Annotated in this window: 19 protein-coding genes; 3 read left to right on the forward strand and 16 right to left on the reverse strand. The window is 65.1% G+C overall.

All coding sequences use genetic code 11. From position 1 onward, the window contains the following. Nucleotides 1-46: 46 nt before the first annotated feature. Entirely contained in the window at nt 47-1366 is a 1320-nt protein-coding gene (locus CVO77_RS02810; RefSeq protein ID WP_105997793.1) for a pyruvate dehydrogenase complex dihydrolipoamide acetyltransferase, read from the reverse strand. A 176-nt stretch (nt 1367-1542) separates the two neighbouring features. On the opposite strand from CVO77_RS02810, the gene CVO77_RS02815 reads away from it, so the two are divergent. Further along, nucleotides 1543-1998, forward strand: coding sequence for a universal stress protein (locus tag CVO77_RS02815; protein ID WP_105997794.1), 456 nt, complete (start codon nt 1543-1545; stop codon nt 1996-1998). Nucleotides 1999-2182: 184 nt separating this feature from the next. Here the strand turns inward: CVO77_RS02815 and CVO77_RS02820 are convergent, their stop codons facing one another. The 5 genes from CVO77_RS02820 to CVO77_RS02840 all read right to left on the reverse strand — a co-directional run bounded on the left by CVO77_RS02820 (nt 2183) and on the right by CVO77_RS02840 (nt 9648). After that, nucleotides 2183-4474 carry a ribonuclease R family protein gene (locus tag CVO77_RS02820; RefSeq protein WP_105997795.1) on the reverse strand — a complete coding sequence of 764 codons (2292 nt, stop codon included), beginning with the start codon at nt 4472-4474 and terminating at the stop codon, nt 2183-2185. 172 nt (nt 4475-4646) lie between these two features. Then, on the reverse strand, nt 4647-6173 hold the full coding sequence (gene proS, locus CVO77_RS02825; protein ID WP_105997796.1) for a proline--tRNA ligase: 1527 nt from the start codon (nt 6171-6173) through the stop codon (nt 4647-4649). Between the two features lie 39 nt (nt 6174-6212). Next, nucleotides 6213-6752: a polyhydroxyalkanoate synthesis repressor PhaR gene (gene phaR, locus CVO77_RS02830; protein ID WP_105997797.1), complete on the reverse strand. Its 540-nt coding sequence runs from the start codon at nt 6750-6752 to the stop codon at nt 6213-6215. Between the two features lie 181 nt (nt 6753-6933). Then, nucleotides 6934-7980, reverse strand: a complete 1047-nt coding sequence (gene alr, locus CVO77_RS02835; protein ID WP_105997798.1) for an alanine racemase — start codon at nt 7978-7980, stop codon at nt 6934-6936. Nucleotides 7981-8019: 39 nt separating this feature from the next. Further along, nucleotides 8020-9648: an MFS transporter gene (locus tag CVO77_RS02840; RefSeq protein WP_105997799.1), complete on the reverse strand. Its 1629-nt coding sequence runs from the start codon at nt 9646-9648 to the stop codon at nt 8020-8022. Nucleotides 9649-9753: 105 nt separating this feature from the next. On the opposite strand from CVO77_RS02840, the gene CVO77_RS02845 reads away from it, so the two are divergent. Then, complete coding sequence (locus tag CVO77_RS02845; protein WP_105997800.1) at nt 9754-10521, forward strand: cyclase family protein; 768 nt, start codon at nt 9754-9756, stop codon at nt 10519-10521. 262 nt (nt 10522-10783) lie between these two features. Here the strand turns inward: CVO77_RS02845 and CVO77_RS02850 are convergent, their stop codons facing one another. Continuing rightward, entirely contained in the window at nt 10784-11794 is a 1011-nt protein-coding gene (locus CVO77_RS02850; protein ID WP_242446076.1) for an alpha/beta hydrolase, read from the reverse strand. A gap of 110 nt (nt 11795-11904) precedes the next feature. On the opposite strand from CVO77_RS02850, the gene CVO77_RS02855 reads away from it, so the two are divergent. Next, nucleotides 11905-13287, forward strand: a complete 1383-nt coding sequence (locus tag CVO77_RS02855) for a peptide MFS transporter (RefSeq protein WP_105997802.1) — start codon at nt 11905-11907, stop codon at nt 13285-13287. On the opposite strand, the gene CVO77_RS02860 is transcribed toward CVO77_RS02855, so the two are convergent. The 9 genes from CVO77_RS02860 to mce form a co-directional block, all read right to left on the reverse strand. After that, complete coding sequence (locus CVO77_RS02860) at nt 13284-13655, reverse strand: tRNA-binding protein (protein WP_105997803.1); 372 nt, start codon at nt 13653-13655, stop codon at nt 13284-13286. The genes CVO77_RS02855 and CVO77_RS02860 overlap by 4 nt on opposite strands. A 133-nt stretch (nt 13656-13788) precedes the next feature. Continuing rightward, nucleotides 13789-14409: a hemerythrin domain-containing protein gene (locus CVO77_RS02865; RefSeq protein WP_105997804.1), complete on the reverse strand. Its 621-nt coding sequence runs from the start codon at nt 14407-14409 to the stop codon at nt 13789-13791. Nucleotides 14410-14422: 13 nt separating this feature from the next. Next, nucleotides 14423-16573 (reverse strand): catalase, encoded by a 2151-nt coding sequence (locus CVO77_RS02870; protein ID WP_105997805.1) that lies wholly within the window; start codon nt 16571-16573, stop codon nt 14423-14425. A gap of 356 nt (nt 16574-16929) precedes the next feature. Further along, nucleotides 16930-18951 carry an acetyl-CoA carboxylase biotin carboxylase subunit gene (locus CVO77_RS02875; protein ID WP_105997806.1) on the reverse strand — a complete coding sequence of 674 codons (2022 nt, stop codon included), beginning with the start codon at nt 18949-18951 and terminating at the stop codon, nt 16930-16932. Nucleotides 18952-19170: 219 nt separating this feature from the next. Further along, nucleotides 19171-20169 (reverse strand): biotin synthase BioB, encoded by a 999-nt coding sequence (bioB, locus tag CVO77_RS02880; protein WP_105997807.1) that lies wholly within the window; start codon nt 20167-20169, stop codon nt 19171-19173. Continuing rightward, nucleotides 20166-21443 carry an O-acetylhomoserine aminocarboxypropyltransferase gene (locus CVO77_RS02885; protein ID WP_105997808.1) on the reverse strand — a complete coding sequence of 426 codons (1278 nt, stop codon included), beginning with the start codon at nt 21441-21443 and terminating at the stop codon, nt 20166-20168. The genes bioB and CVO77_RS02885 overlap by 4 nt, the downstream gene beginning before the upstream one ends. Then, entirely contained in the window at nt 21440-21805 is a 366-nt protein-coding gene (locus CVO77_RS02890) for a hypothetical protein (RefSeq protein ID WP_105997809.1), read from the reverse strand. Before CVO77_RS02890 ends, CVO77_RS02885 begins: the two co-directional genes overlap by 4 nt. Continuing rightward, the gene (gene scpA, locus CVO77_RS02895; RefSeq protein WP_105997810.1) at nt 21802-23949 is read right to left on the reverse strand and encodes a methylmalonyl-CoA mutase; all 2148 of its coding nucleotides are present in this window, start codon (nt 23947-23949) and stop codon (nt 21802-21804) included. Before scpA ends, CVO77_RS02890 begins: the two co-directional genes overlap by 4 nt. Nucleotides 23950-24149: 200 nt before the next feature. Continuing rightward, entirely contained in the window at nt 24150-24590 is a 441-nt protein-coding gene (gene mce / locus CVO77_RS02900; RefSeq protein ID WP_105997811.1) for a methylmalonyl-CoA epimerase, read from the reverse strand. Nucleotides 24591-24597 lie beyond the last annotated feature (7 nt).

Below are 24597 nucleotides of genomic sequence, written 5' to 3' on the forward strand. Positions count from 1 at the left end.
TGACGCGCGCGGGCCCCTCCCTCTCCCTTGAAGGGAGAGGGGTTGGTCAAGCCACCAGCCCCAGCGGGTTCTCCACCAGTTCCTTGAAGGTCTTCATCAACGCCGCCCCATCCGCCCCGTCGATCGCGCGGTGGTCGAAGCTGCCGGTGGCCGACATGACGGTGGCGATCGCCAGCGCGTCGTCGACGACATAAGGCCGCTTCTCGCCCGCGCCGATCGCCATGATCATGCCCTGCGGTGGGTTGATCACCGCGGTGAACTGCTTGATCCCCATCATCCCCATGTTCGAGATGCTGGCGGTGCCGCCCTGATATTCATTGGGCTGGAGCTTGCCTTCCTTCGCGCGTCCCGCAAGCTCGGCCATTTCGGTCGAGATTTTCGACATCGACTTGCTGCCCGCGTCGGTGATGATCGGGGTGATCAGCCCGCCCGGAATGCTGACCGCGACCGAGATGTCGGCGCGGCTGTACTGGCGCATCACGTCGCCGCCGAACGAGACATTGCACGCGGGCACACGCTCGAGCGCGACCGCGAGCGCCTTGATCAGCAGATCGTTGACGCTGAGCTTGACGCCGCGCCCTTCGAGACTGGCGTTGAGCTCGCCGCGCAGCTTGAGCAGCGCGTCGAGCCGGATGTCGACGGTCAGATAGATGTGCGGCGCTTCCTGCATCGACTGGGTCAGGCGGCGCGCGATCGTCTTGCGCATACCCGACAGTTTCTCGTCGGTGTGCGGGATGCCGAAATCGGGGATCGGGCCGGCGACCGCGGGTGCCGATGCCGCGGCGGGCGCTGCCGGCGTCGCAGGAGCCTGAGCGGGTGCCGCCGGGGCGCTCGCCGACACACCATCCAGGTCGGCCTTGACGATGCGGCCGCCGGGGCCAGTGCCGGTGATCGCCGACAGGTCGATGCCCCGCTCGGCGGCGAGGCGCTTGGCGAGCGGGCTGGCCTTCACCCTCTCTCCCTTCTCCGTCGCCCCCGCGGCGGCGGGGACCGCTGGAGTTGGAGCGGCTTCGCTAGCGGCCCCCGCCTCTGCGGGGGCGACGTCTTTGGGTTCGGCCGCCCTTGCTTCCTCCTTTACGGCAGGTGCAGGCGTCGGCGCGGCCTTGGCTGCGCTCGCATCCTCTCCCTCGCCCGCGATCACCGCGATCACGGTGCCGACCTTCACATTCTCGCTGCCTTCGGGGACCAGAATCTGGCTGATCACGCCATCGTCGATCGCCTCATATTCCATCGTCGCCTTGTCGGTCTCGATCTCCGCCAGCAGGTCGCCCGACTGGACGGTGTCGCCTTCCTTGACCAGCCATTTGGCGAGTGTCCCTTCCTCCATCGTCGGCGAAAGGGCGGGCATTTTGAGTTCGATCGGCATCGTCGGTCTTGTCCCCAGTTGATAGCTACGGGCGTCGGTCTTGCAGGCCGGGCCTGCCGCTACGGATTGTTCCTCGCCATAAGCCCTGCACTGGTCAAGGTCCAGCGCGGCAAACTTGCCTTTCATACGAATGTGCCGCACTCTCGCCTCGCGAAATGCGTAGCGGGGGTCGGGCGATGCGGACGTATCTGGTGGTGATCGATGACAGCCCGGAGGCGAGCCTGGCGCTGCGTTTCGCGGCGCGGCGGGCGGCGCGGACGGGCGGCGGGATCGCGGTGCTCGCCATCCTTCCGCAGCAGGACTTCGTCGCTTTCGGCGGCGTCCAGGCGACGATCGAGGCCGAAGCGCGCGAACATGCCGAACGGCTGATCGCCGCCGCCGCCGCCGCGGTGATGAGCGAAGCCAATATCACGGCGCAGACGATGGTCAAATCGGGCAAGCCGACCGAGGCCGTCTGCGAGGTGATCCGCGAGAATGAGGATATCTCGGCGCTGGTGCTGGCAACCGCGGCGAGCGGCGCGCCGGGGCCGCTGGTGACCTATTTCACCGGACAGGATGCCGGAACCCTGCCCTGCCCGGTAATGCTGGTCCCCGGCGGCATCGACATCGCCCGGCTCGATGCGCTGAGCTGAGCCCGCAAGGATTCGGCATCTTCCCAACCAGACTCAACCGTGCGCTCCCGCGAAGGCGGGAGCCCATCACCGATCGGCGCCATTTTGAACCCACCGGAGATGGATCCCCGCCTTCGCGGGGACAGCGGGGACACATGCACTTTTACGGCGGCCTCGGAAAGCGTGCCTTTCGGCGCGCGCCGTCTTAACGCCGCCGCCCCTGATGGCGAATGTTCGCAGGCCGCCCGCGCTTGCCGACGATCGGCTTGCCCTTTCCGTCGCGGCGAGGCGGGCGCTTGGCGGGCGGATTGTCGTCGGCGTCGGGAAGCGCGAAGCGGAGGGCGCCGCTGATCGGGTTCGCTTCCATCAGCCGCAGGTCGAGATGCTGCCCGATCGCATAGCTGACGCGGCCATGCTCGCTGTCGAGCGTTCGCGCCGCCTCGTCATAGAAAAACCGCTCGCTCCCCAGCGTCGACACCGGCACCAGCCCGTCGCCGCCCAGCCCATCGACCGTCGCGAAGAAACCGAAGGGCTGCACCCCGGTGATCCGCGCAGCGACGATCTCGCCGGTCTTGGTCGCCAGATAGGCCGCGACATAGCGGTCGATCGTCTCGCGCTCGGCCTCCATCGCGCGGCGTTCGAGCGCGCTGATCGCTTCCCCGATGCGCGACAATCCCTTGGCGTCGGCTTCGCCCAGCCCGGTGCGTTCGGGCAGCCCCTTGGGCTTGCCGGGCACTTCGAGGCGATAGCTGTCGACGAGCGCACGGTGGACGATCAGGTCGGCATAGCGGCGGATCGGCGAGGTGAAATGGGCGTAGCTGCCGAGCGCGAGCCCGAAATGCCCCGCGTTGGCGGGACCATAATAGGCCTGCGTCTGACTGCGCAGGATCGCCTGCATGATTTCGGGCAAGCGGTCGTCTTCGGAAAAACCGTCGATCAGCCGGTTGAACACCGCGGGGGTGATGACCTGCCCGAGCGCGAAGCTCCGCTCGAAGGTTTCGAGATAATCCTTGAGGCTGACGAGCTTCTCGCGGCTCGGCGGCTCGTGGATGCGGTACATGACCGGCGATTTCTTCGCCTCGAGCGCCTTGGCCGCCGCGACGTTCGCCGCGATCATATAATCCTCGATCAATCGGTGCGCGTCGAGCCGTTCGCGGACGCGAATCTCGGCGATGCCACCCTTTTCGTCGAGGATCACCTGCCGTTCGGGAAGGTCGAGGTCGAGCGGCGCCCGTGCCGCGCGCGCCTTGGCGAGCAAGGTCCAGCAGCCCCAGAGATGCTGGAGCGCGGGCAGCACGTCGGCATCCCAGCCATCTTTGGGTTCGTCGGCGTCATGGGCCGCCTGCGCATCCTCATAGGCGATATTCGCGCGCAGCCGCACCAGCGCGCGGGTGAAGCGCCATGACGTCACCTTGCCATGCTTGTCGACGACCAGATGGCACGCCATCGCGGCGCGATCCTCGCCCGCTTTCAGCGAACAGACGCCCGCCGACAGCGTCTCGGGCAGCATCGGGACGACCTGGTCGGGGAAATAGACGCTGTTGCCGCGCCGCCGCGCCTCGCGGTCGAGCGCGCCGTCGGCGCGGACATAATAGCTGACATCGGCGATCGCGACGATCGCGCGAAAACCGCCCTTGTTCTTCGCATCCTCGTCGGGGATCGCCCAGACGGCGTCGTCATGGTCGCGCGCGTCGGCGGGGTCGATCGCGACGATCGGCAGGGCGCGCAGATCCTCGCGCCCGTCGGCAGTCAACGGCAGCTTCGCCGCCCGCTCGGCCTCGGCCAGCACCTCTTCGCCAAAGACATGCGGAATTTCATGCCGGGCGATCGCGATCATGCTGAGCGAGCGCGGCGCGAAGGGATCGCCGATGCGGTCGATCACCTTCGCCTTGGTCGCCGGGCCGCGGCCCGTCAGTTCGGCGCGGACCAGATCGCCGATATTCGCGTCGCCCATGTCGGCAACCGCGAAATCGAAGCGCGCGCGCTTGTCGGCGGGACGCAGCCAGGTCATCGGCTTGCCGCCGGGTCCGGTGTCGGAAACGAGCACGCCGATGACCGTCTCGCCGCCCGCCTGAAGCTTTTTCATCGGGTGCGCGACATGGCCGCTGCCGCGCTCTTCGGTGCGCGCGAGGATGCGATCGCCGACGCCGAGGGCGCCCTTACGGCCTTGCTCCATCACGCGCAGTCGCGGCGCGGGGCCGGCGGCTTCCCAACGTTCGGGCACCGCCCACACGGTGCCGCCCTCGACCGCCGCGACGCGCAGCACGGTGACGCGGGGCAGTCCGCCATGCTTGTGGAATGCCCGCCCCGGCGCCATATCGACCAGCCCCTCGTCGGTCATGTCCTTGAGCAGCGCCTTCAGCGCGATCTTCTCGCCGCCGTGAAGGCCGAAATGCTTGGCGATCTCTCGTTTGCCGATCGCGCCGCTGCTGTCCTCAATGAAACGAAGAATCTGTTCGCGCGACGGGAGTCCGGGTTGCGGCTTGGGCTTTTTCATCGCGGGTCGTCCCTATAGTTCGCGCGGAGACGCGGAGACGCGGAGAGGTCGCGCCTGCCGCGAAGCGGTTTTCTCTTTCCAGCGCCGCGCCAAGGCGCATCGCTGGATGGAGAAAGGGGCCTGTCGGCCCGAGCGACCTTCGCCGCGTCTCCGCGTCTCCGCGCGAACAAAATCAATAGGTCCGCCCTATCAGCACGCGCTCGACCGCGGGCGCGCCGGTGAAGAAGCAGGTGCCGTCGGTGGGCGCAGCGCCCAAGGGTGTGTTCCGCATCGTCAGCTTGAGCGCCTTCAATTGTTCGACGATCCCGTCAAGCACATCGCCGGTCGGGCGCGACCATTGTACCTCGACCCAGCCGGTGAACTTGTCGTCGCCCGCAAAATGCGCTTTCAAATCCGTGACATCGCGGCGGATGTTCGTATCGATTCGCTCTTTGGCCTCGGCATGAAGGCTCGCCTGAATATCCTCCAGCGTCGCCACCACGCTCGTGACGAAATCCTCCTTGGCGACGAAGGCCGAATTGAGCTTGCCGCTCTCCTGGTACAGCCGGTCGCGGCGGATCACCGCGACATTGCGTCCCGCAACATCGCGCGGGCCGATCTCGACGATGATCGGCGCGCCCTTCTTGACCCAGCCCCAGCGCTTGGTCTGCGCCTTGTTCGCGCTCGCGTCGAGCAGCACGCGCACCGGCTCGCGGAACGCATCGAGCCCCTTCAACCGCGTTTCGAGGTCGCGGCAATAGTCGAGGATCGCCGCGTCCTCCTCATTGTCGCGCAGCATCGGCACGATGACGATCTGGTGCGGCGCGATGCGCGGCGGGCAGCGCAGCCCGTCGTCGTCGCCATGGGTCATGATGACGCCGCCGATCATCCGCGTCGACGTGCCCCAACTCGTCGTGTGGCACAGGCTGTGACCGCCGTCCTTGTCCTGGTAACGGATGCCCGCGGCCTCGGCGAAGCCGGTGCCCAGATAGTGCGAGGTGCCGGCCTGAAGCGCCTTGCCGTCCTGCATCATCGCCTCGATCGAATAGGTCGCGACCGCGCCCGGAAAGCGCTCGTGCTCGGGCTTTTCGCCCGCGACCACCGGCATCGCCAGCACCTCTTCGGCGAAGGCGCGATACATTTCGAGCGCGCGCAGCGTTTCCGCCATCGCGTCATCCTTGTCGGCGTGCGCGGTATGGCCTTCCTGCCACAGAAATTCGCTCGTGCGCAGGAACATGCGCGTGCGCATTTCCCAGCGCACGACATTGGCCCATTGGTTGACCTTCAGCGGCAGGTCGCGCCAGCTCTGCACCCAGCGGCTCATCGCCGAACCGATCACCGTCTCCGACGTCGGGCGGACGATCAGCGGCTCCTCGAGCTTCGCCTCGGGGTCGGGGACGAGCTTGCCCTTCCCGTCGGCGATCAGCCGGTGATGGGTGACCACCGCCATTTCCTTTGCAAAACCATCGACATGGTCGGCTTCCTTCTCAAAGAAGCTCAAGGGAATGAACAGCGGGAAATAGCAGTTCTGGACCCCCGCATCCTTGATACTCGCGTCCATCACCGCCTGGATGCGTTCCCAGATACCATAGCCCCACGGCTTGATCACCATGCAGCCGCGCACCCCCGATTCCTCGGCAAGGTCGGCTTCGGCGACGACATCCTGATACCAGGCCGCGAAGTCGGCCTGACGGGTTACGCTGAGCGCATGCTTGATCATCTGTCCTGTTTTCCGTGCTGGGGCGCGAGGGGGCCCGGATTATTTCTGTTTGGCGAGTGCGGCCTTGAGGTCGGCGATTTCGGCCTTGAGCGCGGCGATTTCGGCGTCCTTGCCCTTGCCGGCGGCCGCGCCTGGGATGAAGGCCCCCGCCGCCTGCTGGAACATCTCGAGGTTGCGGCGCGTCAGTTCGGCGAGCGGGTTCGACCCGATGGCGCCTTCGATCGCGGCGCGGACGTCCTGCTGGTTCTTGCGGAAGGCGGTCATCGACGCTTCCAGATATTGCGGCACCATCGACTGCATCTTGTCGCCATACATGCCGATCAGATGGCGCAGGAAAGTGACCGGCAACAGCGTCTCGCCGCGCGTTTCGGTGTCCATGATGATCTGTGTCAGCACATTGTGCGTGATATCATCGCCGCTTTTCGCATCGACGACGCGAAAATCGCGCCCCTCACGCACCATCGCGCCCAGATCATCGAGCGTGATGTAGCAGCTGCGTTCGGTGTCATAGAGGCGCCGGTTGGCGTATTTCTTGATGGTGACGACATCGCCGTCCGCGGCCGTCTTTGACTTTGCCATGCTGCCCTTACACTCCTGATCGATCGCCGCCGGCCGTTCCCGCCCCGGTTCGCCCGTCCCCGTTCGTGACACCCGACTTTAACATCAAATATTGATGCGCCGCAACATGCGAGGCCCGTGCACCCGATTCGGGTGGCGGTCGACAGGTTCGGGACCATGTTCAGTGCAATGCCTCCCAATCCTAAAGCCACGCACGCTCGAACCGCTTCCCCAACCCCGTGAGCAGTTCATATTGCGACAGGCCGCTGCGCGCGGCGGTCGATGGCAGGTCGTAATCGATCGCCAGCCACTCGCCCTCGGCAAGGCCGGCGGCCGCGCTCGCGTCGAAGGCGATCATATCCATCGAAACGCGGCCGACAAGCGGCAGCGCGTGGCCGTTCCATGTCGCGCCGCCGCTGCCTGCATGACAGCGCAGATAGCCGTCGGCATAGCCCATGTTGGCGATCGCGACGCGGGCGTCCGCCGGGGCGGTCCAGGCCGCGCCATAGCCGACCGCCTCGCCGCCGCGCACGTCGCGCATTTGCAGCACCCGCGCTTCGGGAAAGACGGTCTGGCGGATATGCCCCGCCGCCTCGCGCCTCGGCACGCCACCGTAAAGCGCCAGCCCGGGGCGCGTCAGGTCGAAGCCATAGTCGCGGCCTAGGCAGATGCCCGCGCTGTTCGCGAGGCTATAGCGCCGCGCCGGGACAGCCTGCCGCACGACCCGGAAGGCGGCAAGTTGCCGCGCATTCTGGTTGCTATCCTCGTCGGCCGAAGCGAGATGGCTGAGCAAAGTCTCGATCGCCAGCCCGTCGAGCGCGCCGCCAAGCGCTTCCTCGACCCGCAGGCCGAGGCGGTTCATGCCGGTGTCGACCATGACGTCGCAAGGCCGCCCCTCGCCCGCCGCGCGCCAGCGCTGGACCTGCTCGACGCTGTTCAGGACGGGCCGCGCGGGCAGCGTCCGCGCGGCGACCATATCGGCCTCCCCAACCCCGTGGAAAACCGACAGCGACACATCGCCGGCCAGCGGCATTACCGCCGCAGCCTCGGCCCAGGTCGCGACGAAAAAGTCGCGGCATCCCGCGGCGGCAAGATGACGCATCACCTGCGCGGCGCCCAGCCCATAGCCGTCGGCCTTGATCGCCGCGCCGCACGCCGCCGCGCCGCTTTGCGACGCCAGCCATTGCCAGTTGCGGACGAGCGCGGCGGAATCGAGACGAAGGCGGAGCGGGGACGCGATGTCGATCATTCGTCCGGCCTATACGCCTTTGCCGGCAGCGCCAATGGGTCAGCCCGCGCGCGGCTTGTCCCACTGGCCCTCGACCGGCTCCTCCAGCATGAAGATGGTGATCAGGAAGGCGACGAGGACCACGCCCCATGTGTACCACAGGCCGGCATAGGCGTTGCCCGTCTTGGCGATGATGAAGCTCGCGATCAGCGGCAGGAAACCGCCGAAATAGCCGCAGCCGATATGATAGGGGATCGACAGCGACGAATAGCGGACGTGCGGCGGGAACATTTCGGACAGCAGCGCGGCGACGGGGCCATAGGTGAAGCCCGACAAGGCGCTCAGCCCGAGCAGTACGACGAGGATGACGGATATGCCCAGCACGCCGGGAACCTGCGGCTCGAAGCTGTAGCCCATCGCCTCGAGCGCGGGCTTGAGCAGGACCGGATCATCGCTCGCGACCTGCTTGCCGCCGATATGGATCGCGACGCTGTCGAAGCCGCTGTCGCGCGACACCACCTTATAGGGCACCCCCAGCTTGGTCAGTTCGCCGAGCGTCTTGCCGCAGGCGGTCGCCTGCTGCTTGGCGAAGGGATCGAAGCTGCATTGCGACCCCGTGACGGTGATCGGCGCCTTTTCGGCGGCGGCCTCCAGCGCCGGGTTGGCGACGCTGCCCATCCACCAGAACAGCGGAAAGAGCAGCACCAGCGTGACGCCATAGCCCCAGACGATCGGCTTCTTCCGCCCGATCCGGTCCGACAACCGCCCCGCCCAGACGAAGAAACCCATGCCGAGCGCCGCGGCCACCCCGACGATGATTTCGGCGGCGGTCTCGTCGACCTTCATCGGCCCCTTGAGGAAGGAAAGGCCCGAGAACATGGCGGTGTACCAGATCACCGTCAGCCCGGCAGCGATGCCGATCATCGCGACGAAAATGCGTTTCGGATTGCCGGGATAGGTGAAACTTTCCTTGAGCGGATTTTTCGCGAGTTCGCCTTCGGCCTTCATCGCGCGAAACACCGGGCTTTCGGACAGTTTGAGGCGCATCCACAGCGAAATGGCAAGCAGCACCAGCGACAGAATGAACGGCACCCGCCAGCCCCAGCTTTCCCATGTCGCGTCGGCCATCACGGCCTTGCAGCCGAGGACGATGATCAGACTCAGCACGAAACCGCCGACGACGCTCGCCTGAATGAAGCTGGTGTAAAAACCCCGCTTTTCGGGCGGCGAATGTTCGGCCACATAAATGGCGGCGCCGCCATATTCGCCGCCGAGCGCAAGTCCCTGCAGGATGCGCAGCGCGATGACGATGATCGGTGCGGCGATGCCGATCGTCGCCGCCGACGGGATCATCCCGACGCCCGCGGTCGCGATCCCCATCAGGGTGACGGTGATCAGGAAGGTATATTTGCGCCCCAGCCGGTCGCCGAGAAAGCCGAACAGCACCGCGCCGAGCGGCCGGAAACCGAACCCCACCGCGAACCCCGCCCAGACGAGCAGCACTTCGAGCGTCGCATTGTCGCTGGGGAAATAGGCTTTGCCGATGATCGCCGCGAGCGTGCCGTAGATGAAGAAATCATACCATTCGAAGATCGTCCCCGCCGAAGAAGCGGCGATGACCAGGCGGATATCCTGCACGGTCGGCTGATAGGCGCCGCCATGGTCGGCGACGGCGGCTGCGTCGGTCATACACTCTCCCCTGCCCCGGTTCGGGCTTTGCGCCATCTCTAACTCCCGCATGTCATCGCGCAAGCCTTCTTGGCGTAGCGTCATTCCGGTGGCAGACTATACGCCATGCAGTTCATCGACCTTTCGATCCCGATCACCAACCATGTCGTGTCCGACCCGCCGGTGATGCGCCCGCAGATCACCTATATGACCCACGAAAACACGTGGGAGCAGATCGCGATGTTCTTTCCCGGCCTGACGAAGGACGACCTTCCGGGCGGCGAAGGCTGGGCGGTCGAAAGCGTGACGCTCAGCACCCACAATGGCACCCATATGGACGCGCCGTGGCATTTCCATTCGACGACCGACAGCGGCGCGAGCGCGGCGCCGAGCATCGACGAAGCACCGCTCGACCTGTTCTTTCGTCCCGGCGTGAAGCTCGATTTTTCGGATCGCCCCGCGGGCCATGTCGTGAGCGGCGCCGAGGTCGAGGCCGAACTCGCGCGCATCGGCCACACGCTCCAGCCGCTCGACATCGTCCTCGTCCAGTCGGGCGCAATCTACGGCACCGAATATTTCACCGACCAGGGTTGCGGCATGGGCGCCGAGGCGACGCTCTATCTGACGGAGCGCGGCGTGCAGGTCGTCGGCACCGATGCGTGGAGCTGGGATGCGCCGTTCAGCCATACCGCAAGACGCTGGGCCGAAACGCGCGATCCGTCGATCATCTGGGAAGGCCATAAGGCGGGGCGGATCAGACCCTATTACCAGATCGAAAAACTGACGAACCTCGCCGCGCTGCCCCCGACCGGCTGGACGCTGAGCTGCTTCCCGGTGAAGATCGAACGCGCGAGCGCGGGGTGGATTCGCGCCGTCGCGCTGATCGACGACTAGGGTCAGGACCCCTTAATTCCACGATCGAGGTTTGAAGCGATTTTGCTCAGGGCGAGGAGGCAAGGCGAAGGAATATGTCGATATTTCAAGACTTGCCGACGAAGCCATGGGCAAAATCGGTCAAATCCCGCAGGGACGTCGAAATGGCCTCGATCTCAGGCCCGTGCGGCCTTGCGGGTAGCGATGCTACCCGCTGCACCCGCCCAAGCCTGATATCTTCGCCATTTCGACGCCTCGATCGTGGAATTAAGGCGTCCTGACCCTAGGGTTCGACCGCTTTCGCTCCCATCGTCCGCCCGAGGAAATCGAGAATGCGCGTCTCGACCGTGGAGCGGCTCATGTCGCTCCCCAAGCTGACGGCGCCCATCGGGTAAAAATGCCCAAAGCCCGGAACCCACGCGCTTTCGGTCGGAACCTCTGCCTGCTTCAGGGCGGCGAGCGCCGCGCGCGCGCCGATCTGGATCCCGGCAAGGTCATTCTGCCCCAGAAAGAAAAGGCCGGGCGGCATGCCCTTGCGAACGCTTTTGCGGATGTCATAGGCGCCCATCGCGCCCGATAGGGCGACGACCGCCTTGACCGGAAGCGCCATGCCATAGGCCCCGTTGACCACGGTGATCGCGCCCGCCGAAAATCCGCCGATCGCGATGCGATCGGGCGCCGTGCCAAGGCTCGCCGCATGGTCCCGCACATAATGAACCGCCGCCGCCAGATCGTCGGTCGCGGCGAGATACCCACGCCAGAGTTGCGCCCGCGATTCGTCGTCGAGCGGCGGCAGCGCCATGCGCGCCCGAACCGTCTCGATGCGCGCCGTCGCGGCCGGCCCCGTCAAAAGCGCGCGCGGCAGAAGCATGGCGGGGTCGGGCTCGTGCGCGATGCCCGGGTCTTCGGGCGCCAGCCGATATTCGATCGCGGCGCAGACATAGCCGGCGCGCGCGAACCGCGTGCAATAATCGGCCATCGACGAATCCGACGCACCATCCTCCTCGAAATGATCGGCGCCCTTCGAACCGCGATAAAAGGCGCCGCCGAAAACCATGATGATCGCGGGACGATCGGCGAGCGGACGGCCTTCCTCGACCGGGCGATAGACATCCATGCGCAGATCGCGCATCCGCCCGCCCGCGTTCGACGCATCGACAAGGCCGCGGCCATAGACCTGATCGCGCACGACCATGACGTCATAGCCCCCGCCCCGCAATTCTTCCGCCCCGGCTGGTGCCGCCACCGCCGCAAGTCCCAACGCCATCATCCAGCCCAATATCCGTCCGCGCATCACCCGCTCCCCTTCCCGCACGATCCTACCCCGCCGTTCGTCGATTGCCACTGGCAAGTTTCATCTGAAACCTTAGGGTTCCAGCAGCAAGATCGACCGGGGGACAATCCATGACCATCGCCGAAGCGACGCCCGATTTCGAGGCGGACCACAGCGACCGCGCCTTTCTGGGCCATCCCAAGGGGCTCGGCTACCTTGCTTTCGTCGAGGGGTGCGAGCGCTTTTCCTATTATTCGATGCAGACTTTGCTCGTGCTCTACATGGTCAATTATCTGCTGCTGCCCGAACATGCGGCGGGGGTGGTCGGGCTCGAAACCCTGCGCGGCTGGTATGGCGGGATCGACGGTCAGCCCTTCGCGTCAAAGATTTTCGGCGATTACACTTCGCTCGTCTATCTGACGCCGATCCTCGGCGGGCTGATCGCCGACCGCTGGCTGGGGCGGCGGACGACGCTCATCCTCGGCGGCCTGGTCATGGCGGTGGGGCATTTCCTGATGGCGTTCGAGGGCGCTTTCCTCTTCGCACTGCTCGCGCTGATCGTCGGGGTCGGGCTGTTCAAGGGCAATATCGCCAGCCAGGTCGGCGAGCTTTACGGCCCGAACGACCTGCGCCGCGCGATGGCGTTCCAGATCTTCTATATCGCGATCAACGTCAGCGTGATCGCGGCGCCGCTGATCTCGGGCACGCTGGGCGAGAAGGTCGGCTGGCACTGGGGGTTCGCCACCGCCGGGGTCGTGATGGTGCTCGGCCTGATCCTCTATATCATGGCCGGACCATGGCTGCCCCCTGACAATCGGCCTTCCAAAAATGCCGATGCGAAACCCGCCGAGCCGATGACCCGGCAGGATTGGCTGCGCATCTCGGCGGTGCTGACGCTCGTCCCCGTCCTCGCGGTCGCGCTGCTCACCAACCAGGAAATCTTCAACGCCTATCTCGTCTGGGCCGATCAGCATTTCCAGTTGAGTTTCTTTGGAACGACGCTGCCGACAAGCTGGATGATCACGATCGACGCGGCGGCGAGTTTCTCGATGCTCGCGGCGGTCGCCGCCTTCTATGTCTGGTATGGCAAACGCCACCGCGAACCCGACGAACTCGGCAAGATGATCATCGGCAGCGTCTTCACCATCGCGGGCGGGCTCTGCCTGGTCTTCGCGGCGGCAACACAGGGCGACGGCAAGATCGGCCTGTTCTGGCCGGTGATGTTCCACCTGCTCAACAGCATCGGTTTCGCGCACATCTTGCCCGTCAGCCTCGCGCTGTTCACCAAACTCGCGCCCGCGCGGTTCAACGCGACGATCATCGGCATCTATTACCTCGCCTTCTTTGCCGCCAATTACATCGTCGGCACGGTCGGCGGCTGGTATTCGTCGATGCCGACGACCAGCTTCTGGCTGTTCCACGTCGGCACCGCCACGGTCGGACTGGTAGCGTTCATCCTGTTCAAGCTGTTCCTCGCGAAGCGGTTGATGGGCGGGGCACCTGACGAGCGTTAGAACAGCCGCGACCCATTCGGCACCGCGCGATCGGGGGCGAAGAGGATGACCTCGCCCGCTTCGTCGGCGAAGCCCAGCGTCAGCACCTCGGACATATATTTCCCGATCTGGCGTGGCGGGAAATTGACCACCGCCGCGACCTGCCGCCCCGGCAATTCGTCAAGCCCATAGCGCGACACAATCTGCGCGCTGCTTTTCTTCACCCCGACCGCCGGGCCGAAGTCGATCTTCAGCTTGAAGGCCGGCTTACGCGCCTCGGGAAAGGGCTCGGCCTCGACGATCGTGCCGACGCGGATATCGACGCGCAGGAAATCGTCGAAGGAAATGGCCTCGGCGGCGGGGGCGTCGGCGGCGTGACTCAAGTGCATCGATCATCTCCGTCATTCCCGCGAAGGCGGAAATCCAGCGCGTCCAATGGCCGAGGGATGGCCCGTCTGTAAACCGCGACAGGCGCAGCAGCCCCAGCGTCGGGGGCATCGCGCCTGTCGCCGTCATTGAGACTCAATCCTTGAGCTTGATCTTCTTCTCGACCTTCGCCGCGGCTTTTTCTTCCTTTTTGCGGCGGTTGAAGACGCCGCGCATATAGCGGACATCGGCCGATTGCAGATGCTTCTCGGCGGCCACGAACTGCTTCTGCTCCTCTTCGCCGATATGATGGAGATATTCGTCCTTGAGGCCGGCGAAGCGCCGGAGCCAGCCGGGCGAGGCCATGTCGCGCGCGGCCAGATCGGCGAGCATGTCCTCGATCTCCTTATGCTCGGCGACGGCATGGCGGGCATCGTCGGTCGTCGCGGGATCGCGCATCACGGTCGACCAGAGCGCCTGCTCCTCCGCCGCGGCATGGGCCTTGAGCTCCTTCACCAATTCCTGGAACACCGCCTCACGGTCAGGCGATTTGCCCGTCGTTTCCTCGATCATCGCGAGCAGGGCGCGGTGGCGGTCGTGATCCTCGACCAGCCGCCCGAAGATATCGGGATCGCCCCTGAATTTCGTCTTCGGCGCGCTGCCGATCCGCGCGGCCAGATCGGGTGCGGCGGCCTTCGCCTTGGCGACCGCATCCGCCTTGGCCTGGGCGGCCGGCTTGCGCTTGGCCTTGCCGTCTTCGATGGTCCGGGTTTTCATCTCATCCTCTCCTTCACGCCAGATCACGCACATGGGGTTCGCGCGCCCAATGGCGTTTTACCCCCGTCTTCATGAAATCCTCGACGGGGACGACGCCCTCGTCGGGTTGGACATTCGCCTTGTCGATCAGGATCTGCGATCCGCTACAATGGCCGATGGTCTTGCAATGGCCATAGGCATCCATGAACCACTGCACCGCCGCGCCATCCTTCGCCAGCTTTGCGGCCGCGTCGGGCATCAGGATCGAAGCGACCGCATCGAACAGCACCGAGGGCGATCCGGCGAGTTGCCCGTCGGCCTTGAGCGTGCCGCCCTTGACCTTGATGCCGCCGACCTTCGGCGCGACGAGGAAAGCCGTGCCACCGGCTTTTTCGATCGCAGCTTTGAGCGCGTCGATGGCCGCCTTGTCCGATCCGTCCGCGAACAATATGCCGACCTTGCGGCCCTTGAGCATGTCCTTCGCGCGCTTCTGGATGGACAGCGCGTCGGAAGGCGCCATGTCGATCGGCGCTCTCGCCGCCTTGGCCTTTTCGGGCAGGTCGATGGCCAGCCCTTCCGCGACGCGCTTGGCCAGGCCTTCGTCGATGTTGCGCAGCCGCGATACGACCCGCGCACGAACATGATCGAGCGTCACCTTCGACAGCTCGAACACCAGCGCCGAGGCGATATGCGCCTGCTCATTGTCCGTCTGCGAACGGTAGAAAAGACGCGGCTGGCTATAATGGTCCGCGAACAACTCGGCGCGGATGCGCAGCTTCTGTCCGGGATCGTTGCGCTCGTCGTTGGCGGTGAAGGTCGTGAATCCCGTTTCGGGGCTGGCGCGCGGGCCGCCATCCTCCCCGGCTTCGACCAGGCTGTTGGGCTCGTAATTGGCGCGGCCGGTAGGAACCAGCGTCTGCATCATCCCGTCGCGCTGGAAATTATGGAACGGGCATTTGGGCGCATTGATCGGGATCTGGTGGAAATTGGTCGTCCCCAGCCGCGATTTCTGCGTGTCGAGGTAGGAGAAGAGCCGCCCCTGGAGCAGCGGATCGTTGGTGAAATCGATGCCGGGAATGATGTTGGTCGGCAGGAATGCGGCCTGCTCGGTCTCGGCAAAGAAATTGTCGACGTTGCGATTGAGCGTCATGCGCCCGATGATCTCGACCGGAAGATCTTCCTCGGGGATCAGCTTGGTCGCGTCGAGCACGTCATAGGGCTGCTTTGCCGCAAAAGCCTCGTCGAACAGCTGCACGCCGAGATCCCACGCCGGGAAATCGCCGGCGTCGATCGCCTCGAACAGGTCGCGGCGATGGAAATCGGGATCGGCACCCGCGATCTTGACCGCCTCGTCCCATATCGTCGACTGGATGCCAAGCACCGGCTTCCAGTGGAATTTGACGAACTTGCCCTCGCCCTTTTCATTGACGAAGCGGAAGGTGTGGACACCGAAACCCTCCATCATCCTCAGCGACCGCGGGATCGCGCGGTCGGACATCGCCCACATGATCGTGTGCATGGACTCGGGCATCAGGCCGATGAAATCCCAGAACGTGTCGTGCGCGCTCGCCGCTTGCGGATAGCCGCGATCGGCCTCCATCTTCACGCTGTGGACGAGGTCGGGGAACTTGATGGCGTCCTGGATGAAGAAGACCGGGATGTTGTTGCCGACAAGGTCCCAGTTGCCGGTGTCGGTATAGAGCTTGACCGCGAAACCGCGAACGTCGCGCGGCGTATCGATCGACCCGGCGCCGCCCGCGACGGTCGAAAAACGCACAAAGACCGGGCAGGTGCCGCCCGCCTTCTGAAAGATCGACGCCTTGGTCAGACCGGGAATGGCCTTGGTGCATTCGAACACGCCATGCGCGCCCGATCCGCGCGCATGGACGATGCGTTCGGGAATACGCTCATGGTCGAAATGAAAGATTTTCTCGCGAAGGACGAAGTCCTCGAGCAGGGTCGGGCCGCGCTCGCCTGCCTTGAGGCTGTTCTGGTTGTCGGAAATGCGGTGGCCGAAATTGTCGGTCAGAAAGGCAGCCCCATCATCATCGGCGATCTTGGCCGAAACATTCTGGTGAAGCTCCCCGCCCGCGCCAAGGACCGCTTCGGTCGGCACCTGACCGGATCCCGGCGGATGGTCGCGTAAAGAATTTTTCTGGCCGGACGAGTTCTTGGATTTCGACATCGCAGCTCTCCCACATGAAAGGTCTGTGAGGGCCCGATAGCCGCGGCTGTCTGGCAGGCGGGCGTCTCCGATCAAAAACGCTATTTATCTGAATGCGTTCCATCCACGCGCGACGCGGTCATTCTTCGCGCGATCGGTCGAACGGGACAAGCGGGCGCCAGGGACGGGAGCCGCGAACAAATCGGCAGATGTGCGATGATCGGCGAGTTCGCGCGATGCCACAAAGGCATCGAATGCCTTTGGTGAGAAAATTTCGCGACCCCAGGCACAGCACGACAGGATCGACGGGCACAAGCACGGTGAGGGTCAGGGCGCCCCTCACCGCTCGCGCGTAGCTGTCCTCGATTTCAGGAGGTTTATTCCATCTCCAATATCACCGCGTCGACCGCCAGGCTGTCGCCCTGCGCCGCGTTCACCGTCTTCACGACACCCGTCTTTTCGGCGCGCAGGATATTCTCCATCTTCATCGCCTCGACCGTCGCGAGCGGCTGCCCGGCCTCGACCGCGTCGCCCTCACCCACGTGCAGCGCGACGAGCAGGCCGGGCATCGGGCAGATGAGGAATCTCGACAGGTCGGGCGGCACTTTCTCGATCATGTGCGTCGCGAGCGGGGCGACATGCCAGGGCAGCACGCGCACCTCGTGAATGGCCCCGCGCGTCGTCATCCGCCAGCCGCTGCGTGTCTTGGCGACCTTCACCGCCAGTTCGCTGCCGTCGATCTCGGCGATGACCAGCCGGTCGCCCGGCGTATATTCGAGCGCGATGTCGACCTTTTCGCCGTCAACCTTGATATGCTTGTGACCCAGCTTGACCTTGTGGCTCGCGCCGCCGATCGTCACCTGCCATTTGGCGGGCGGGTCGAGCCGGTCGCCGAGCTGACCGTCGGTGCGCCGCGCGCGGTCGGCCTCGGCGCTCGCCATGAAGCCCGCGATCGCCGCTAGCGCGCGCGTCACCGCGTCGTCGGTCGGCGCGCCGTGGAAACCCTCGGGATATTCCTCGGCGATAAAGCCCGTCGTCAACTCGCCCGAGCGGAAGCGCGGATGCTGCATGATCGCCGAGACGAAATCGATATTGTGGCCGAGCCCTTCGAGTTCGAAGCGGTCGAGCGCCGCGACCTGCAAATCGGCCGCCTCGTCGCGCGTCTGGCCCCAGGTGATCAGCTTGGCGATCATCGGGTCGTAAAAGATCGACACCTCGCCGCCGTCGAACACGCCGTCATCGACGCGCACGCCGTCGACGCCGCGGCGGCCATTCTCCGCGCCGTCGTCGGTCCAGCCCTTCACCGGCGGGTGATAGCGCGTCAGCCGCCCGGTCGAGGGCAGGAAGCCGCGATAGGGGTCCTCGGCATAGACGCGGTTCTCGATCGCCCAGCCGTCGATCTTGATGTCGTCCTGCGTCATCGCCAGCGTTTCGCCCGCCGCGACGCGGATCATCTGTTCGACCAGGTCGATGCCGGTGATCGCCTCGGTCACCGGATGCTCGACCTGGAGCCGCGTGTTCATTTCGAGGAAATAGAAGCTCTCGCCCGTCGGGTCGGCGCCGCTGACGATCAGTTCGACCGTGCCCGCGCTATAATAGCCGACCGCGCGCGACAGCGCGACGCATTGTTCGCCCATCGCTTTCCGCATCGCGGGGGTGACGAAGGGCGACGGCGCTTCCTCGACCACCTTCTGGTGCCGCCGCTGGATCGAGCATTCGCGCTCGTTGAGGTAGAGGATGTTGCCATGCTGGTCGCCGAGAATCTGGATCTCGATGTGGCGCGGATTGAGGATGAACTTCTCGATGAACACACGGTCGTCGCCGAAGCTGTTGAGGCCTTCGCGCTTGGTCGCCTCAAAGCCTTCGCGGACGTCCTTCTCATCATAAGCCAGCCGCATCCCCTTGCCGCCGCCGCCCGCCGACGCCTTCATCATCACCGGATAGCCGATCTCGTTCGAGATACGCACCGCATGTTCGGTATCGTCGATCTCACCGACGAAGCCGGGGACGACATTGACCCCCGCCGCCAGCGCGAGTTTTTTCGATTCGATCTTGTCGCCCATCGCCGCGATCGCGTTCACCGGCGGGCCGACGAAGGCGATGCCTTCCTTGGCCAGCGCCTCGGCAAAGCTGGTGCGTTCGGACAGGAAGCCATAGCCCGGATGCACCGCATCGGCCCCGGTTTCCTTGCACGCCGCGATGATCTTGTCGGCGATCAGATAGGATTCGGACGCGGGCGACGCGCCGATATGCACCGCCTCATCGGCCATCGCCACGAACGGCGCGCGCGCGTCGGCGTCCGAATAGACGGCAACGGTCGCGATGCCCATGCGGCGCGCGGTCTTGATAACGCGGCAGGCGATTTCACCGCGGTTGGCGATCAGGATTTTCTTGAACACTCTATACTCCCCTCCCGCTTGCGGGAGGGGCCGGGGGAGGGCCTGTCCGCAAACGAAAATCGAAACTTTCTCGAAGGGAACAGGCCCTCCCCTAACCCCTCCCGCAAGCGGGAGGGGGGACACTCATCTCAATCGCCGTGCATGAACATGCCCGACACAAACATCAGCCACAGGAGCAAGCCCACAACCGCAACCACGACAGCAATCGGCTCCACCCACTCACTCCGCCGCCTCCATCCGCATCGGCTCCTCGCTCTCCATCGGCCGCAGCCCCAGCTTCGCGAACAGCGCGGCGTCAGCGCTGTCGCCGCGGTTCCCCGTGGTGAGCAGCTTGTCGCCGGTGAAGATGCTGTTCGCGCCCGCCATGAAACAGAGCGCCTGCGTCGCCTCCGACATGCTCTCGCGGCCTGCCGACAGGCGGACCATCGATTTGGGCATGGTGATGCGCGCGACGGCGACGGTGCGGACGAATTCGATGTCGTCGATCTGCGCCAGCGGCGTGTCGGCGAGCATGTCGCCGAGCACGGTGCCCTTGATCGGGATCAGCGCGTTGACCGGCACGCTCTCGGGATGGCGTTCGAGCGTCGCGAGCGCGTGGACGAAGCCGACGCGGTCGGCGCGCGTCTCGCCCAGCCCGACGATCCCGCCCGAACAGACGTTGATCCCGGCGTTGCGAACCTCTTCCAACGTGTCGAGCCGGTCCTGAAACGTCCGTGTCGAGATGATATTGCCGTAATTCTCCGGACTGGTGTCGATATTGTGATTATAATAATCGAGCCCCGCGACCGCGAGCGTCTGCGCCTGTTCCTTGCTGAGCATCCCCAGCGTCATGCAGGTTTCCATGCCCATCTGGCGCACCCCCTCGACCATCTCGACGATCGCGGGCATGTCGCGGTCCTTGGGGTTGCGCCATGCGGCGCCCATGCAGAACCGTTTCGAGCCCGCATCCTTCGCCTCGGCCGCCGCTTGCAGCACGGCGCGGACGTCCATCAGCTTGGTCGCTTTCAGCCCGCTGTCGGCATGCGCCGACTGCGAGCAATAGCCGCAGTCTTCCTGGCAACCGCCGGTCTTGATGCTGAGCAAGGTGCAGAGCTGCACTTGCCCCCGCGCATGATGGCGGCGGTGGACGCCCTGCGCCTCCCACATCAGTTCGTCGAACGGCAGGTCGAACAGTTCGGCGATTTCCTCGCGCGTCCAGTCGGTGCGGGTCTCGCTCATGCGATGCTCTCCAATGCTTGCGCCAGGTCGGCGATGATGTCGTCGATATGCTCGATGCCGACCGACACGCGCACCACGTCGGGACCGGCGCCGGCCTCGACCAGCTCGGCTTCGGAAAGCTGGCTGTGGGTGGTCGAGGCGGGGTGGATGATCAGCGAGCGCGTGTCGCCCAAATTGGCCAGGTGGCTGAACATCCTGACCGACGAGACGAGCTTGACCCCCGCGTCATACCCGCCCTTGAGGCCAAAGGTGAACACCGACCCGCCGCGACCGCCGAGATATTTATTGGCAAGGCCATGATAGGGGCTGTCGGGCAGGCCGGCGTAGGAGACCCAGTCGATCTTCGGATGCGCTTTCAGCCATTGGGCAAGCTCGATCGCGTTGCTGCAATGCCGGTCCATGCGCAGCGCCAGCGTCTCCATGCCCGTCAGCGCGAGGAAGGCGTTCATCGGCGCGAGCGCCGGGCCGAGGTCGCGCAGGCCGAGCGTCCGCGCGGCGAGAATGAAGGCGAGATTACCGAACGCCTCGGTGAATTTCAGGCCGTGATAGGACGCATTGGGCTCGCTCAACGTCGGATATTTGCCACCCTTCGCCCAGTCGAACGACCCCGCGTCGATCATCACCCCGCCGATCGCATTGCCGTGGCCGTTCAAAAATTTGGTCGTCGAATGGACGACGATGTCGGCGCCATGCTCGATCGGGCGACACAACATCGGCGTCGCCATCGTATTGTCGACGATCAGCGGCACCCCGGCATCGTGCGCGACCTTCGCGATCGCCTCGATGTCCTGCACCACGCCGCCGGGGTTGGCGAGGCTTTCGATGAACACCGCGCGGGTGTTGTCGTTGATCGCGGCGGCGACATTGCCCGCATCGTCGGCATCGACGAAGCGCGTCGTCCACGCCATCTTGCGAAAGCTCTGCCCCATCTGGTTGAGCGAGCCGCCATAGAGTTTCTTCGCCGCGACGATCTCGCACCCGGGCTCCATCAGCGTGTGAAAGGCCAGGAACTGCGCGGCATGGCCCGACGCCACCGCCAGCGCCGCCTGCCCGCCCTCCAGCGCCGCGATCTTGCCCTCCAGCGCGCCGTTGGTCGGGTTCATGATCCGGGTGTAGATATTCCCGAATTCCTGAAGGTTGAACAGCCGCGCGGCGTGATCGACATCGTCGAACACATAGGAGGCGGTCTGATAGATCGGGGTGATCCGCGCCTTGGTCGTCGGATCGGGCGCGGTGCCGGCGTGGACCGCCAGCGTTTCGGGTTTCTGTGTCATGCCGGAAAACCTTTCAGGAAAAGATAGAGGAAAGCACCGACGCCCAGCGACAGGGCGATGGGCGCCCCAACGCGATAGAAGGTCAGCGACTTGCTCTTGATCTTGCCGGTCGCCTTTTGCCGGACGATTTCGCTGGTCCCGCTGAACGCAAACAATGCGGCGACGCCGACCAGCGCGACCACGGCGATCATCGACGCGCGCGACGCGCCCGCCGCTTCCGTCCCGGTCGAAATCGCCAATACCCCGCCCAAGGTCAGCACCGACAATGACGTCAGATGCTTGAAATAGTCGTAGAGGAAGGTGTCGGCATCGTCTGCCCCCGGCGCGGCGCTTACCTTGGCTTCGTCGATGGTGTCGCTCATGCGGCATCCTCCAATGGCGGCATATTGTGGCCGAGCAGGCGCAGCACGTCGGCGGCGCATTCGACCACGTTCGAGCCGGGGCCATAGATGCCCTGCACCCCGGCGTCGCGCAGATAATCATAATCCTGCGGCGGGATGACGCCGCCCGCGATGACCTTGATGTCGGTGCGGCCGGCCTCGCGCAGCTTGGCGATCAGTTCGGGGATCAGCGTCTTGTGCCCCGCCGCGAGGCTCGACGCGCCGACGACATCGACGCCCGAATCGAGCGCCAGCACCACCGTCTCCTCGGGCGTCTGGAACAGCGGCCCCGACACGACGTCGAACCCCATGTCGCCGAACGCCGAGGCGATGACGTTCGCGCCGCGATCATGCCCGTCCTGTCCCATCTTGGCGACGAGCAGCTTCGGCTTGCGCCCCATGCGCCGTTCGACCGCGGCAACGCCGTCGATCACCGCCTGCCAGCGCGGGTCGCCCGCATAAGGCGCGGCATAGACGCCCTTCACCGGCGTCGGCTGGGTGCCATAACGCTCGAAGCTTTCCTCCATCGCCGACGAAATCTCGCCGAGCGTCGCGCGCGCGCGCGCCGCCTCGACCGCGAGCGCGAGCAGGTTGTTCTCGATGCTCGACTGCCCCGCCGCGCCGTCGCGCAGCGCCTTCAGCGCCGCCTGGCACGTACTTTCGTCGCGGTTCGCCTTGGTCTTGTTGATCCGCGCGATCTGGCCTTCGCGCACCTTGGCGTTATCGACCTCGAGCGTTTCGAGCAGGTCTTCATCCTTCAGGCGATATTTGTTCACCCCGACGATCACATCGTCGCCGCGATCGACGCGCGCCTGCCGCGCCGCGGCGGCGGTTTCGATCATCGCCTTGGGCCAGCCTGCGGCGACGGCCTTCGCCATGCCGCCTTCCTTTTCGACGCGCTCGATGATCTCCCACGCCTTGTCGACCAGCTCCTGGGTCAGCGCCTCGACATAGTATGAGCCGCCGAGCGGATCGACGACCTTGGTCATCCCGGTTTCTTCCTGGATGACGATCTGGGTGTTGCGCGCGATGCGCGCCGAAAAATCGGTTGGCAGCGCGATCGCTTCGTCGAGCGCGTTGGTGTGCAGCGACTGCGTCCCGCCCAGCATCGCCGCCATCGCCTCGATCGTCGTGCGCATGACATTGTTATAGGGGTCCTGCTCGGTGAGCGAGACACCCGAGGTCTGGCAATGCGTCCGCAGCATCTTCGACCGCTCGTCCCTGGCGCCAAGGTTGGTCATCACGCGGTGCCACAGCACTCGCGCGGCGCGCAGCTTGGCGATCTCCATGAAAAAATTCATGCCGATCGCAAAGAAGAAGGACAGACGCCCCGCGAATTTGTCGATGTCGAGGCCGCTCGCGACGCCATAGCGCACATATTCGGCGCCGTCGGCGATGGTGAAGGCCAGTTCCTGCACCTGCGTCGCCCCGGCTTCCTGCATATGATAGCCGCTGATCGAGATGCTGTTGAACTTCGGCATCTCGCGGCTGGTGTAGCCGAAGATGTCCGAGATGATCCGCATCGAGGGTTCGGGCGGGTAGATATAGGTGTTGCGGACCATGAACTCCTTGAGGATGTCGTTCTGGATCGTCCCGTCGAGCAATTTGCGGTCGACCCCCTGCTCCTCGCCCGCGACGATGAAGAAGGCGAGGATGGGGATCACCGCGCCGTTCATGGTCATCGAAACCGACATCTGGTCGAGCGGGATGCCGTCGAACAGGATCTTCATATCCTCGACGCTATCGATCGCGACCCCCGCCTTGCCGACATCGCCGGTGACGCGCGGGTGATCGCTGTCATAGCCGCGGTGCGTCGCGAGGTCGAAAGCGACCGACAGCCCCTTCTGCCCCGCCGCAAGGTTGCGGCGATAGAAAGCGTTCGATTCCTCGGCGGTCGAAAAGCCCGCATATTGCCGGATCGTCCACGGCCGCCCCGCATACATCGACGCGCGCACGCCGCGGGTGAAGGGCGCGAAACCGGGCAGGCCCGGATCAACCTGCACATCCTCGGCGGTATAGAGCGGCTTGACGTCGATCCCCTCGGCCGTGTGCCAGGTCAGATCGCGGCCCTTCACTTCCTTGTCGGCGGCGGCGGCCCATTGGTCGATGGTCGGCTTGTCGGTCATAATCGTATCTCAACCTCATTCCCCTCTCCCCTTGCGGGAGAGGGTTGCGAAAACTTGGCGGCTTGCCGCCTAGTTGAAGCTGGGTGAGGGGTTGCGGTCCAAAGGACCGCGCGAGCGTCGCTCGCAACCCCTCATCCAACTGCGGCTAGCCGCTGAAGCGGCAAGCCTTCGTATCCTTCTCCCGCAAGGGGAGAAGGACTTTAGTGCCCGCCCTTCGGCGTCTCCATAATCTCGGTCAGCACCCCGCCCATGTCGCGCGGATGGACGAAGAAGATCAAAGTCCCGTGCGCCCCGATCCGCGGCTCCCCCAGCACCCGCTTGCCCAGCGCCTCGAACGCGGCCTTGGCGGCATGAATGTCGGGCACTTCATAGCACATATGATGCTGCCCCCCCGCCGGGTTCTTCTCGAGGAACCCCGCGATCGAGGTGTTGCCGGGCAGCGGCTCGACCAGTTCGATCTGCGTGCCCGTAAGCGCTCCATCGGCGCCGGGCGTATCGACGAAACAGACCTTCACGCCCTGATCGGCGATGTCGAACGGCTCGTGAATCGTCGTCGCGCCCATCACGTCGCGGTAAAAGACGATGCTGTCGGCGATCGAGGGCGTCGCGACGCCGATATGGTTGAGGCGGCCCAGTTTCATAATCTTC

Source organism: Sphingopyxis lindanitolerans (genome assembly GCF_002993885.1).
Taxonomy (GTDB): domain Bacteria; phylum Pseudomonadota; class Alphaproteobacteria; order Sphingomonadales; family Sphingomonadaceae; genus Sphingopyxis; species Sphingopyxis lindanitolerans.